Genomic DNA, 14,461 nt, shown 5'->3' on the forward strand with positions numbered 1-14,461 from the left:
GTGTTCTTTATTACAGCCATAGTGTTATCTTCTCTCCGTTCTGAAACGATTAAACGTCATAAAAAAGGCTGCTACCAGTGTTCAAACCGGAGCAGCCTCTTTCTTTTATTTATGGAATAATCCGGAGATTATTACTGTGCCAATTTGTTGTCAGAACCGAGCACGTTGATGATTTTGTGCTTGTACAGTTTTTCCATGTTGTCACGAGCCGGGCCAAGATACTTACGTGGGTCGAATTCAGCCGGTTTTTCAGCGAAAGTCTTACGGATAGCAGCAGTCATAGCCAGACGTGAGTCAGAGTCGATGTTGATTTTGCAAACAGCAGACTTAGCAGCTTTACGCAATTCTTCTTCCGGAATGCCGATAGCAGCTTTCAGTGCACCACCATATTTGTTGATAGTTTCCACTTCTTCTTCCGGAACTGAAGATGATCCGTGAAGAACGATAGGGAATCCCGGAAGTTTTTCCATTACAGCGTCCAATACTTCGAAAGCCAATGGAGGAGGAACCATACGGCCAGTCTTCGGGTCGATGTGGCATTGTTCCGGAGTAAATTTGTAAGCACCGTGAGAAGTACCGATTGAGATAGCCAAAGAGTCGCAACCAGTGCGAGTAGCGAAGTCGATTACTTCTTCAGGGTCAGTATATGTGTGATGGTCGGAAGAAACTTCATCTTCTACACCAGCCAATACGCCAAGTTCACCTTCTACAGTTACGTCAAACTGGTGAGCGTATTCAACAACTTTCTTAGTCAATGCTACGTTTTCTTCGTAAGGAAGATGAGAACCGTCAATCATCACTGAAGAGAAACCTGAATCGATACAAGATTTGCAAGTTTCGAATGTATCTCCGTGGTCAAGATGAAGAACGATTTCCGGATGTGCGCAGCCTAATTCTTTAGCATATTCTACAGCACCCTGTGCCATGTAACGCAACAAAGTAGCGTTAGCATACTGACGAGCACCTTTAGAAACCTGAAGAATCACAGGAGATTTAGTTTCAACAGCAGCCTTGATGATAGCCTGCATTTGTTCCATATTGTTGAAGTTGAATGCTGGGATAGCATATCCACCTTTGATAGCCTTAGCAAACATTTCTCTTGTGTTTACCAATCCTAAATCTTTGTAATTTACCATTTTGTTTAAAGTTTATTGTTAGTGAATAAAAATTCTACGCAAAAGTAAGCATTATCCATCGAATAACGAACATCGGAAAGAAAAATATAGTAGAAAAAGGTTTAAATCAGACACCATTTTTCTGCAGGAATATGAGTGTGACATTAGATTGTAATGTCTACCTTGCAAACTTTGGGATTTATGATTTCTGAATTCTGATTGATGCCTTCGGATTTATATCTCCTTATTTATACCTTATTTATACCTCATTTTTCATTCATTTAATCACCAAAATCTGCATAGCCAATCAGAAATCATAAATTAGAAATCAGAAATTTTAGAAAACCTTTTTCTATTTCACAGAAAAGCATTATCTTTGCGCTCTGAAAATGACCATTACACTATTTCTTACCAAAATAGTAACAGAATATAAATTAAAAAAACAGATACTGAAATGAAAAAAGGCCTTCATCCAGAATCATACCGTCCGGTAGTATTTAAAGATATGTCAAATGGTGACATGTTTTTGTCTAGATCAACTGTAGCAACTAAAGAAACCATCGAATTCGAAGGTGAAACTTATCCGTTGCTGAAGATTGAAATCTCAAACACTTCTCACCCGTTCTATACAGGTAAATCTACATTGGTAGATACTGCAGGTCGTGTTGACAAGTTCATGAGCCGTTACGGTGACCGTAAGAAGAAATAATTCGATCTTTCGTGAAAGATGAAAAAAGAGGAGATTCTCGCAGAGAATTTCCTCTTTTTCGTTTTCTATATTCCTTAACGTCAAGCATCATCCAACAAGAAATCGGCTATATGACGATGCCTGACACCCTCCACATTATCCTGCCACAAGCTGTCCATGCTAACTACATATTTAGGATAATGGTCGTTAATGGCGAGCAAAGGAGCAAACTCCCTCTCAACAGTGGCCTGTGAAGCTAACTGATACGTTACTTGCACATAAATCTTTTCTTCCCGACGGATGGCTACAAAATCCACTTCTTTATCATCCTGTTTGCCTACATACACTTCATAACCCCTTCTTTTCAACTCCAGACAGACCAGATTCTCCAACATACCTGCAATCAACCGGTCACGATAGCCCATCACGGAATAAATCAAAGAAAGGTCACTTACAAAATACTTTTCATTCGTCTGCAGAATTTCCTTTCCTTTAATATCATACCGGGGAATACGTTGAATGATAAAAGCACTTTCCAATGCATTCAGATAATTATAGATGGTATTCATATCCACCTTCCGTTGCTGACTTTTGAAGTAATCAGCTATATTTTTAGCGTTCAGCTTATTGCCTATATTATCAAAAACAAACTTCACTACCCGTTCGAGCAATTCCACATTCCGGATATTGTGACGCTGCACCGTGTCACGAAGAATGACAGAAGAATAGATGTCGTAGACAATTTTATAGATAGCCTCATATCCATAATCGGCAGTATGTATGGCCGGAAATCCTCCCATACGGAGATATTTCTGAAATTCCTCCTTCCGGTTGAGTGTCGGATCATTGGCCTGCAAGTCATGGAAAGTCAGATATTCTCTAAAAGACAAGGTCATGACATGGAAAGCGACATACCGTCCCGTTAAATAAGTTGCCAGTTCGGACGATAACATACGTGAGTTGGAGCCGGTCACATAAATATCCGTATCCAAATCTACCAGAAGTGAGTTGACCACTTTTTCCCAACCGTCCACTTCCTGAATTTCATCCAAGAGAATATAATATTTACCCGCATCTCCCGCCTGTCCCCGAATATAAGCATACAAAGCCTTCGCCTCTTTCAGATCTATCCACTGAAAACTTTCAAAATTCAGATAGATGATACGTTCTTCACGAACTCCTCTCCTCAACAGTTCGTCACGAATCAGACGCAGCACTACCGACTTTCCACTGCGACGAATACCCGTTATCACTTTTACAAACGGCTTATCTATAAAAGGAACGATTTGTTCCATATACTGTTCACGATTAATCATATTCAAAAGTTTTTAGGGTTATAAGCACAAAGATATACTATTTTCGGAAAGTTTTTAGGGTTATAACCCTAAATAAATCCATAAATTCAGATTCTTTTAGGGTTACAAGCCGAAAAATAAATAAAAGAAATATGACTAAATCCGATTTATTACCAAATAAAGAAAGTACCTTTACCCGACTAATTAATAAAAAAATGGAAATAACCGATTTAAAACAAATGACAAAGGAAGAAGTTTTTAATTTCATCAGACAACGCCTTTCTTTCAGTAAAGAGCTGCAAGAACAATTCAGACATGTGAATAAAGACGATCTCGCAAAAGAACATCGCAGATTCGAAATGTCCGGAAATGAATCAAAGACAGGCCAATGCACGATTTTCAACACAGCGATTCTGAACGAGTTTGCCGATCTTGGCATCTATGATTATACTTCTTATCTTTTTCTCGACTTCCACAATGGCACTCCAACCGTTTATCTCAAATACTTCTCCGAAAATGAAAATTTAGAATATTCATTTACCGGATATACCACAACGGAAATCATCTTTGCAATTCTTGAACTGACTATCTTCTCCGGAAAGCCCAAAAGAAATCGCAGCTAAAAAAAGAATTGCACGGAAAGACAATACGAGGTCAAAAGACTTTTATGGCTTTCATTTAGGCACGGATTACACGGGTTTCACGGTTCCATTAGACTAAAACCGCGAAATCCGTGTAATCCGTACCTAAATAATATCAATCTAATAGATGGTTTTACTTTTGGCTCCCTCCTTTTTATCATCACATTATATTTGCCACCCGTATAGCATATTTACCATCTTTATACCATACTCTCTATTCTCATACCATATTTCCTGCATTTATTTCCTCTTTTCCATCCTATTCCGAAAAAAACATATATCTTTGTCACACGCTTTCTGCCCATCAGCGTGATGAAACAGGCAAAAGCGTTTTTTTATTCCTTAATGGAGTAAATAACGTATTGTCTCTCAAACTTAAAAATTAGCAGTTTTTTCACACCGAGAGATGATACAACAGATACTCCACGTAGATAGTCGTATATCAACATATCGATTAGAGATTTGTTATATATAAACGTTTGGCGTGGGTGTCTGTTGTTTATCATTATCTGGTGAAGGGTGTTGCTAAGCCTTAAGTTTAGATAATGGTACAACAGCACTCACGCTTTTATTGTATCCGGTCGGTTTCAACAATCCTTATACCCCAACCAATTCCCCAGCCGACCGAAATCATAAAAATCGTGGGTGTTCGTTGCACCTCTCCGGACAATACGTTATTTACTCTTTTTTTTATAACACATTAAAACAAAAGCAATATGCCAAAATGGATTAGTGTAGAAAAAGCAGTGATTAAGTATCACATCGAAAAAGAAGCAATCCTGCTTTGGGTGGAAATGGGACAATTCCCTATGTTATACATAGACAATGTTCCGAACGTTGACGAAGAATGTATTCTGGAACTCTTTCGCCGAAGTAAAGCCGGCATTACAGCAGAATATATTGATACGCTGGAACAACTGTGCATAGACAAAACAATGGTCTGCGAGAAATACGCCCACATTATTCAATTGAAAGAAAAGGAAATTCAGCTGCAGAAGGAAATAAAGACGTTGATAAACGAAATACAGGCAGCAATGAAGAGACAAAATGAACGGATCCGGGATTTGAAAAAAGCGATTGGAGAGAATAACAACGTTATACGTAGTGACAGTTGGATAAAAAGGCTGCGCAAAAGGTTTCAATGGTGAATAATTATCAGTGTACCAATTACCATGTGGGACATTATTGCACGGTTTTCACCACAGAGGATAAGGAGCGCCGTCCTTTGCCCTTTGCAGCCTATTCCCATTCCCTCCACAGCTTTCTTTAAACTCCTCCATAAGCTCTTTAAAGCCTATATTCAGACAATGAAAAATGCAAAATATTTTATTACATTTATTTAACTAATCATCCTTTATATAAGCAATCTTATCCTTTGTAAAGTCAAGTAAATTCACTACATTTACATCACTAACAAGAACTGAAATGTGAGCATTTCAGCACAAAGAAATCTGTATGAAAAAAACGATGAAGAATGACAGTTGCCTGACGGTTTCCCGTCGGGCAGCTATTATCCGCCAAGATGCGGAAGAGAATTACGGCACACTGTTGACACTGGGAGAATCTATGCGCCGTGCATACCAAGTAGAAGAACTGATAGACCGGATGAGATGGGACAACGCCGATTTCTGCCTGCAACGAACAGACGGAACCTGCCTTTCCATTACAGGGACACTGACAGAATATGAACACTATTTCGGCCGCCCCTACTACGAAAACCCCTCCAACAGGTTTCTCCCATACTATGACGTGCATTGTAGAAAATGGCTTACGTGTCGAGTGGCAGGGATTGTATTCGGCTCTTCTGTGAAAAAAAATTAATTTTATGGATTAAATAAGGAAAGTTGTAGGACATATACGAAATAAAGTAGTTACTTTGCAACCGCAAGTAAGAGAAAAAATCATGTCAATGCTGCTTCCTTGTTTTTTGACAGAAGCAGTTATCTGTTTTTCCAGCATTGCTTTTTCAGAACTTCGGAATTAAATCTCCCCTGCTCCGAAAATTCCCTATATTACAGATTACATACACGAAGAGAATACTCCGAATCCATCATGAAGAATGAGTACGATATTTGCTGCTTTCCAAAGAAGTGGCCGGATTCTTCGTATCTGTATTTTCAGAAAAATAGAATTTAAAACAGAAACTAATATATTTTATTATGACAACATCTAATTCAGCAAATACCAAACAATCGAACAACGCATCACAAAAGAGAAAACCGATTCATAACGGTTACTTCAATCATCCCACTTCTTCTTCCAGCAATATACCCATGAGTATTTTGATACGGGAACAAGGACTGGAAATATACGGACTATACTGGGTGATGCTCGAAGAAGCTCATGCACAGCTTAAATGCTGCGTCAATATCCAGACAATGGAAATCATCGCCAATATATTCCATGCCCAACCCGAACATCTTGAGCTCCTCTACCACCATTATTTCCGGCGTCCCGGCAAAGGATACAACTCGCATATACTCTATGCCGACTTTTGCGAAGAATCTGCCATCAGAAGTTATTTCCCGCACCCCCTACTGGCATACACCGACAACGAACTGCTGCGGATGATTATGCAAGACGGACTGAAAGCCTACGGACTATATTGGCTTGTGATGGAAAAGCTCTATCAACAGCCACAACATTTTCTGGCACCGCAAACTGCTTCCTTCATCCAGAACCTTTATGATGTGAGCGACGAACTGATGGAAAGCGTATTATACAATTACGGACTCTTTTATCTGGATGAGAAAATGAACCTCCATTCTAAAGCAATAGACGACTATAGGGAAGCACTTGACAACATGGAAGATGAAAAAAAGCGCAACACGAAACCGCACGTCAATAACTCTCTGAAAGCCAACGGAAATGAAGAGGATTTTAACACTCGGGAAATAAAAAAAACGTCAAATATACAGAAAAATCCATCCCCCATTATAAATAAAGAAATAAACAAAAAAAATTCTTCTTCTGAAGAAAACGGAAAAGAAAAAGAAGAAGAAAAAGGTTTGAAGGTGACGGACTTGAACGCTGTGACACCCGATATGCGCCCCAACGCATGGGAAGAAAATCTACAGGAGGCAATGAACGACACGTCCTGGTATGAAGTCGTAGCCATTCAGTCGGGCATCCCCCGGCTGATGATGGAAGAAAAAGAATGGTTCTTCAACTATTTACGGGAGCAAATCATCTTACGGGGAAATGAAAGCTCGATGAACAGCCTGCACGAAGTAAAAAACTATTTCGCCAATCTCACCCGGCAGGGAAGCCATGTGTCATCCACAACGCAGGTGGCACTGAAGAGGTTTCTCAAAAACCGGCAAGAGCAACAGCAATGTTCGCCCTACGAAACCATCACCAACGGAATACGTACCTACGACGGGCATCCCATCCCCGCTTATGCCAAGCCGCGACCTTCGGCGGCACATATCTGGAATCCGGTGACGAACGAATGGACACGATAGCATATTATCTCTCAATCATTTACTAAATATGGATAGATTCAAAGAACTGGGTATTGATACCCACGGTCGCACAAGCGGCAAAATGAAAACAAAATGTCCCTGGTGTCATGCCCAACGGACGGATAAGCGTGATAAATCACTAAGTGTCAACCTCGATACCAAACTGTATTTGTGCCACTACTGCGGCGCACACGGTTCGGCAGCCATATATGCCGGAAAAGGCAGAAAGCTGGGTGATCCGTTGGTCAAATTTCCAACGGCAACAGGTAGCAACTCCAGTTGTCCGCCCACTGAAAAGCCGCACGGCGACCCAGAGCAAGGGGCACTCACACAGAAGCAAATTGAATGGTGTCGTGACGTCCGCCACATTCCGCCGGAAGTATTGGTGGAAGCTGGCGTGGCTTTCGCCTCCATCTCGATGCCTATATCCGGAAAGGAGAAAGGTTGGGAAAAGAGGGACTGTCTCTGCTTCAACTTTTTCGAAAACGGGGAATTGGTGAACACAAAGTTCCGCGACTCACAAAAGCACTTCAAATTGCTGCAAGGAGCGCGCACCATCCCTTACAACATCGACGCCATCCGCGACACGCCGGAGTGCATCCTCGTGGAAGGGGAATTTGATGCCCTCTCCTACATGGCTGTCGGCCGGACGGATGTCATTTCCGTACCGAACGGTGCCAACAGTCAACTGGACTGGCTGGACGAATTGTCGGAATCTCATTTCGAGCAGAAACAAGTGATTTATCTGTCGGTGGACACCGACCGCAAGGGACGGGAACTGTGCCGGGAACTCTCCCGACGGCTGGGGGTAGACCGCTGCCGTATTGTCACCTACGGCGAAGCATACAAGGACGCCAACGAACTGCTCGTGGCGGAAGGCCCGGACGCACTACTGAAGGCACTGGAAGACGCACCCATCCCCCGCCTGGAAGGTACGTTCACGGCAGAAGACTTACGGGAGGGGTTACACCAACTGTTTGAAGAGGGGTATACTTCGGGCGTGGAATTGGGAATACCGAATCTGGACGAAATCATGAGGCTGGAAACGGGGCGGGTGCTCACCGTCACCGGTATTCCCGGACATGGCAAATCGGACTTTGTAGATGAGATAGTGCTCCGGCTCTGCACCCGCCAAGATTGGCGAGCGGGATATTTCAGTCCGGAGAACACGCCAATCGAGTATCATCATGCCAAACTGGCGGAGAAACTGCTGGGACACCGTTTCCGCAAAGATTTCTCTACGGAGGAGGAATTCGCCCGCGTAGTGGATTATCTTTCGCAACGCGTCTGGCACATTCTTCCGGACGGGGATTTCACACTGGGCAACGTCTTGTCGAAGGCACGCGAACTGGTACACCGTCACGGCATCCGTGTGTTTGTTATCGACCCGTACAATTACATCAACCATCAGATCCCGGCAGGCATGACGGAGACGGGGTATATCGGTTCATTCATGAATAGTCTGGCACGTTTTGCCCGGCTCAACTCCTGCCTCGTCATTCTGGTGGCGCATCCGAGAAAGATGAACAAGCAATACGGCACGCAGAAAACGGAAGTTCCCACCATGTATGACATCAACGGCTCGGCCAACTTTTTCAACATGACGGACTACGGAATAGTGGTAGACCGTCAGGATGAAATGGGGATCGTGTATATACATGTCGAGAAAACCCGTTTCCGTAATTTCGGAACAAAGGGAAACGCAGCGTTCTGCTACGATGTGACCAACGGAAGATATTCCCCTTGTACGCCGCCACCCGAACCGGGTATGCAGGTGCAACCGTGGAAGGGAGCCAAAGACTTATTCTCGTCAGAGGGATGGATTTAGGGATTAAGGCTCTCCCAAATACTTCTCAATCAGCTCCACCTGCAACGGTGTGAGCCAATGTATCCAAAACGCCCAGCCGGTAGCTTCGAGAGCCTCCAGCAACTCCCGGTTTCGGCGGATGCATTTATTTAAATGTCTTCTTGCCACATCGGCACTTGCATACGGCATATAGAGTAATGCCAATTCCGTTTTCTTCATAGATTTTCTTCTTTTAATTTATTATTTACGTCATGTAAAGATACTGTTTTTTGCGTAGAAATGCAAGCAAATACACAGATATTCAAGCGTTTGCCTTCACTTACCGGCAGATACCGTTTCATGTTTCCTCCCCTGCCGGTTGGGGTATCTTTGCTACTGTAAAAGAGACAGAAAACGTTCGTTTACTGACTCAATAAAATCTTATTTATTCACTTAAAAAGGAGGAAATCAGTATGTTGATTTACAAAGCGGTTCAGTCCAATATCGCATCGAAGGACAAAAAGAAGAAATGGCATCCCTGTCTGATTAAAATGGGAAACGTAGTGGATACGCAAATGATTGGCGAAACGATTGCCGAACGGTCATCACTGACGGCCGGTGACGTGCACAACGTGATCCGAAACCTGATGGCAGTGATGCGCGAGCAGTTGCTCAACAGCAGGACAGTGAAGCTCGAAGGATTGGGAACATTTACCATGGTGTGCCAGTCACGCTGCAAGGGGGTGGATGCGGAAGCCGATGTTAGTCCGGCACAAATCACGGGATTGCGTTGCCAGTTTACCCCGGAATATACGCGGGATGCCGGTGGAAATATCACCCGTGCGCTGATTCAGGGAGCGTCATATATCCACGTCAACCAGTTGACGAAAGCACTGGGAGCGGGAGGCGGTGGCAACACCGGAGGTTCGGGTGATGACAAACCGGGTGGCGGTGGTCAGGAAGCGCCCGATCCGGCAGCGTGATAGAATAGGTGATAGAGGATAGTGTGGTATGGAAAGGAGGTGTTGAATTATGAAGAAATCCATTTGGAATACGATTTTAAAAGTCGTCATTGCGGTTGCTACTGCTATTGCAGGCGTCATTGGAGGTCAGAACCTGATGATGTAAAATGACACAAAAGAGTTGGACGGGAATTTTACCTTAGAAACGGTAAAGTTCCCGTTTTTTTGTGTTCCATATAAAGGTTAAGAGGCAGGATATGAAAAGACAGGAATGTTGAACATAAATAAACAGGAGTTGTTTTAGTATATTATTCGCTATTTATCAACGCAAAACCTCTAAACATCAACGTGGTATATGAAAAAGGAATTTGGATTCGTCCTGGCGGCTGCAATCTTGCTGGCTGGCTGCGGACAGAAAAAAGAAACGACAACGACAACTGCACGTCCTGTAAAGACTACGATTGTCGAGTCAAGATCGATTATCAGAAAAGATTTCTCGGGAATCGTGGAAGCGGTGGAATATGTGAAGCTGGCTTTCCGGGTCAACGGACAAATCATCCAGCTTCCTGTCATCGAAGGACAGAAAGTGAAAAAAGGACAGCTCATCGCGGCTATCGACCCCAGAGACATCGCGTTGCAATATGCCGCCACGAAATCGGCATACGAAACGGCTTCGGCACAAGTGGAACGTAACAAACGGCTCCTCTCCCGGCAAGCGATCTCCGTGCAGGAATATGAAATCAGCCTCGCCAACTTCCAGAAGGCGAAGTCTGAATACGAACTGTCTGCCAACAATATGCGCGACACCAAGCTGACAGCTCCTTTCGACGGTTCTATCGAAAAACGACTGGTGGAAAACTATCAGCGTGTCAACTCCGGTGAGGGTATCGTGCAGCTTGTCAATACACACAATCTGCGTATCAAATTCACCATTCCGGATGCGTATCTTTATTTGTTGCGCGCCAAAGACCCGCGTTTCCTTGTAGAGTTCGACACATTTAAAGGACACGTGTTTCAAGCGAAACTGGAAGAATATCTTGATATTTCTACGGATGGCACAGGAATTCCGGTCAGCATCACGATTGACGATCCGTCATTCGACCGCGATCTGTATGCTGTTAAACCCGGTTTCACGTGCAGCATCCGTTTCACGGCAGATGTAGGGCCGTTGGTGCAGGATAGCTGGACGATCGTACCGCTTAGTGCCGTATTCGGCGAAAGCGAAGGGAATAAAATGTATGTCTGGGTGGTAGAAGACAACAAAGTCCACAAACGGGAAGTGACCGTCAACGCCCCGACCGGAGAAGCACAGGCGCTCATCTCGGAAGGTTTGAAACCCGGTGAAAAAATCGTCATAGCAGGCGTATACCAACTAGTAGAAGGAGAATCTATCACAACTGTTGACAGGTGATAGTTGATAAATGATTATGTATCATTTATCCGCTGTCATTCATCAATTATCAACGATCATTTATTATGAGTTTAGCCAAATATTCATTAGATAATACGAAAATCATCTATTTCTTTCTTGCTGTATTGCTGATTGGGGGAATCACTTCCTTCGGCAAGCTGGGTAAGAAAGAGGATGCTCCTTTCGTCATAAAGTCGGCGGTTATTATGACCCGCTATCCGGGTGCCGAACCGGCAGAAGTGGAGCGGTTGATTACCGAGCCTATCTCTCGTGAAATTCAAAGTATGAGCGGTGTGTACAAGATAAAATCAGAATCGATGTACGGGCTCTCAAAAATCACATTCGAGTTGCAACCTTCCTTGTCGGCAAGCTCCATTCCGCAGAAGTGGGATGAGTTGCGACGGAAGGTGCTTAATATACAGCCACAATTGCCGAGCGGTGCTTCCGCACCGACGGTTTCCGATGATTTCGGCGACGTGTTCGGTATCTATTACGGTCTGACGGCAGACGACGGTTACACATACGAAGAGATGCGCAACTGGGCGGAACGGATCAAGACGCAGGTAGTGACGGCGGACGGGGTGATGAAAGTCGCCCTATTCGGGACGCAGACGGAGGTAGTCAATATTTTTATTTCCACCAATAAGCTCGTAGGTATGGGCATCGACCCGAAACAGCTTGCCAGTCTGTTGCAATCGCAGAACCAGATTATTAATACCGGAGAAATCCGTACCGGCGAACAACAGCTCCGGGTGACTGCCAACGGTATGTATACCACCGTAGACGATATCCGTAACCAGGTGATTACCACCCAAGCCGGACAGGTGAAACTGGGCGATATCGCCGTCATCGAAAAAGGGTACATGGACCCTCCATCCAACATCATGCACGTGAACGGCAAACGTGCCATCGGCATCGGCGTCTCCACCGACCCGCAACGGGACGTGGTGCAGACGGGCAAGAACGTGAAAGCCAAACTGGACGAATTGTTGCCACTGATGCCTGTGGGACTGGAACTGCAAAGCCTGTATCTAGAGAACGAAATTGCCAACGAAGCCAACAACGGATTTATCATCAATCTGATCGAATCGATTCTGATTGTTATTGTGATTATCATGTTGGTGATGGGTTTGCGCGCAGGTATGCTGATCGGCTCGTCACTGATTTTCTCTATTGGCGGCACATTGCTTATCATGTCTTTCTTCGGTGTCGGGCTGAACCGTACTTCGTTGGCGGGATTTATCATCGCCATGGGGATGCTGGTGGATAACGCCATCGTGGTGACAGACAATGCACAGATTGCCATCGCCCGCGGAGTAGACCGGCGGAAAGCGCTGATAGACGGAGCAACCGGTCCGCAATGGGGATTGCTTGGAGCTACGTTCATCGCTATCTGTTCGTTCCTCCCGCTCTACCTTGCTCCTTCTGCCGTGGCGGAAATCGTGAAACCGCTTTTTGTGGTGCTTGCCATCTCGCTGGGATTGAGCTGGGTGCTCGCGCTGACGCAGACCACCGTTTTCGGTAATTTCATTCTGAAAGCGAAGGCAAAGGACGGCACGAAAGACCCGTATGACAAACCGTTCTATCACAAATTCGCCTCCATCCTCCGCACGCTGATTCGCAGAAAAACATTGACACTGGGTTCGATGGTAGTGCTCTTTGTTGCTTCGCTGGTTATCATGGGAATGATGCCGCAAAACTTCTTCCCTTCTCTCGATAAGCCTTATTTCCGGGCGGACGTGTTTTATCCCGACGGGTATAGCATCAATGATGTAGTGAAAGAGATGAAATCCGTGGAAGAGCATCTGGCAAAGCAGCCGGAAGTGAAGAAAGTATCGATCACCTTCGGCAGCACGCCGTTAAGGTATTATCTGGCTTCTACTTCGGTGGGGCCGAAACCGAATTTTGCCAATGTATTGGTTGAATTGACGGACAGTAAATATACAAAAGAGTATGAAGAAGATTTCGACGCGTACATGAAGGCGAATTATCCGAATGCGATTACCCGCACCAGTCTGTTTAAACTGTCGCCTGCGGTGGATGCCGCTATCGAAATCGGGTTTATCGGTCCGAATGTGGACACGCTTGTGGCGCTCACCAACCAGGCTTTAGAGATTATGCACCGGAATCCGGATTTAATCAATGTGCGCAATTCGTGGGGAAATAAAGTTCCTGTATGGAAGCCTGTATATAGTCCCGAACGGGCGCAACCGTTAGGGGTATCGCGTCAGGGAATGGCACAAAGTATCCAGATCGGAACCACAGGTATGACGCTTGGAGAGTACCGGCAGGGCGATCAGGTGCTTCCTATCTTATTGAAGGATAACACGGTGGATTCGTTCCGCATCAATGACCTGCGCACGTTGCCCGTGTTCGGCACGGGGAATGAAACGACCAGTCTGGAACAGGTGGTATCGGAATTTGATTTCCAATATCGTTTCTCGAATGTGAAGGATTACAACCGGCAAATGGTGATGATGGCGCAATGCGATCCGCGTCGCGGAGTGAATGCGATTGCTGCTTTCAATGAGGTTTGGCCGCTGGTGCAGAAAGAGATTAAAGTGCCGGAGGGGTATACGATGAAGTATTTCGGGGAACAGGAAAGTCAGGTGGAGTCTAACGAGGCGTTGGCCAAGAATTTACCGTTGACGTTCTTCCTGATGTTCGTCACGCTGTTGTTCCTGTTCAGGACGTATCGTAAGCCGACAGTGATCTTGTTGATGTTACCGCTTATTTTTATCGGTATCGTTTTGGGATTGGTGTTGCTAGGCAAGTCGTTCGACTTCTTCTCCATCCTTGGTTTGCTCGGACTAATTGGGATGAATATCAAAAATGCGATTGTACTGGTGGAACAGATTGATCTAGAGGCTAAAACGGGCAAAAAGCCGTTGGATGCTGTTGTCAGTGCTACAACGAGTCGTATTGTCCCCGTAGCAATGGCGTCCGGCACTACCATTCTGGGTATGTTGCCATTGTTGTTCGACGCGATGTTCGGCGGTATGGCGGCTACGATTATGGGAGGTCTGTTGGTGGCTTCGGCTCTGACATTGTTTGTTCTTCCGGTAGCTTATTGTGCCATTCAGAGAATCAAAGGCTAAT

13 protein-coding genes are annotated in these 14,461 nt (G+C 44.7%); 10 read left to right on the plus strand and 3 right to left on the minus strand.

What is annotated here, in order from left to right; translation table 11 throughout:
- Positions 1 to 131: 131 nt before the first annotated feature.
- Positions 132 to 1,136 (minus strand): class II fructose-bisphosphate aldolase, encoded by a 1,005-nt coding sequence (locus tag KQP79_RS07745; protein WP_009040531.1) that lies wholly within the window; start codon positions 1,134 to 1,136, stop codon positions 132 to 134.
- A gap of 433 nt (positions 1,137 to 1,569) precedes the next feature.
- On the opposite strand from KQP79_RS07745, the gene KQP79_RS07750 reads away from it, so the two are divergent.
- Positions 1,570 to 1,824, plus strand: a complete 255-nt coding sequence (locus KQP79_RS07750) for a type B 50S ribosomal protein L31 (protein WP_004300906.1) — start codon at positions 1,570 to 1,572, stop codon at positions 1,822 to 1,824.
- An 80-nt stretch (positions 1,825 to 1,904) separates the two neighbouring features.
- Here the strand turns inward: KQP79_RS07750 and KQP79_RS07755 are convergent, their stop codons facing one another.
- Positions 1,905 to 3,119 (minus strand): ATP-binding protein, encoded by a 1,215-nt coding sequence (locus KQP79_RS07755; RefSeq protein ID WP_004300908.1) that lies wholly within the window; start codon positions 3,117 to 3,119, stop codon positions 1,905 to 1,907.
- Positions 3,120 to 3,313: 194 nt separating this feature from the next.
- On the opposite strand from KQP79_RS07755, the gene KQP79_RS07760 reads away from it, so the two are divergent.
- The 5 genes from KQP79_RS07760 to KQP79_RS07780 all read left to right on the plus strand — a co-directional run bounded on the left by KQP79_RS07760 (position 3,314) and on the right by KQP79_RS07780 (position 9,031).
- Positions 3,314 to 3,721: a hypothetical protein gene (locus tag KQP79_RS07760; protein WP_004300910.1), complete on the plus strand. Its 408-nt coding sequence runs from the start codon at positions 3,314 to 3,316 to the stop codon at positions 3,719 to 3,721.
- A 734-nt stretch (positions 3,722 to 4,455) separates the two neighbouring features.
- Positions 4,456 to 4,887 (plus strand): hypothetical protein, encoded by a 432-nt coding sequence (locus tag KQP79_RS07765; RefSeq protein ID WP_004311393.1) that lies wholly within the window; start codon positions 4,456 to 4,458, stop codon positions 4,885 to 4,887.
- Positions 4,888 to 5,194: 307 nt separating this feature from the next.
- Entirely contained in the window at positions 5,195 to 5,560 is a 366-nt protein-coding gene (locus KQP79_RS07770; RefSeq protein WP_004311392.1) for an SH3 beta-barrel fold-containing protein, read from the plus strand.
- Between the two features lie 338 nt (positions 5,561 to 5,898).
- Entirely contained in the window at positions 5,899 to 7,203 is a 1,305-nt protein-coding gene (locus KQP79_RS07775) for a Lin1244/Lin1753 domain-containing protein (protein ID WP_234120663.1), read from the plus strand.
- 28 nt (positions 7,204 to 7,231) lie between these two features.
- Positions 7,232 to 9,031 carry a toprim domain-containing protein gene (locus KQP79_RS07780; RefSeq protein WP_004314206.1) on the plus strand — a complete coding sequence of 600 codons (1,800 nt, stop codon included), beginning with the start codon at positions 7,232 to 7,234 and terminating at the stop codon, positions 9,029 to 9,031.
- A 3-nt stretch (positions 9,032 to 9,034) separates the two neighbouring features.
- On the opposite strand, the gene KQP79_RS07785 is transcribed toward KQP79_RS07780, so the two are convergent.
- Positions 9,035 to 9,229 carry a DUF4248 domain-containing protein gene (locus KQP79_RS07785; protein WP_004304415.1) on the minus strand — a complete coding sequence of 65 codons (195 nt, stop codon included), beginning with the start codon at positions 9,227 to 9,229 and terminating at the stop codon, positions 9,035 to 9,037.
- Between the two features lie 233 nt (positions 9,230 to 9,462).
- Between KQP79_RS07785 and KQP79_RS07790 the strand changes: the two genes are divergently transcribed.
- From KQP79_RS07790 to KQP79_RS07805, 4 genes are all read left to right on the plus strand, one after another.
- Entirely contained in the window at positions 9,463 to 9,972 is a 510-nt protein-coding gene (locus tag KQP79_RS07790; protein WP_004327018.1) for an HU family DNA-binding protein, read from the plus strand.
- A 49-nt stretch (positions 9,973 to 10,021) separates the two neighbouring features.
- Positions 10,022 to 10,117 carry a smalltalk protein gene (locus KQP79_RS07795; RefSeq protein WP_149939068.1) on the plus strand — a complete coding sequence of 32 codons (96 nt, stop codon included), beginning with the start codon at positions 10,022 to 10,024 and terminating at the stop codon, positions 10,115 to 10,117.
- A 189-nt stretch (positions 10,118 to 10,306) separates the two neighbouring features.
- Positions 10,307 to 11,362, plus strand: a complete 1,056-nt coding sequence (locus tag KQP79_RS07800; protein ID WP_004300926.1) for an efflux RND transporter periplasmic adaptor subunit — start codon at positions 10,307 to 10,309, stop codon at positions 11,360 to 11,362.
- A 65-nt stretch (positions 11,363 to 11,427) separates the two neighbouring features.
- Positions 11,428 to 14,460: an efflux RND transporter permease subunit gene (locus tag KQP79_RS07805; RefSeq protein ID WP_004300928.1), complete on the plus strand. Its 3,033-nt coding sequence runs from the start codon at positions 11,428 to 11,430 to the stop codon at positions 14,458 to 14,460.
- Position 14,461 lies beyond the last annotated feature (1 nt).

Source organism: Bacteroides sp. DH3716P (assembly GCF_025914115.1).
GTDB lineage: Bacteria > Bacteroidota > Bacteroidia > Bacteroidales > Bacteroidaceae > Bacteroides > Bacteroides ovatus.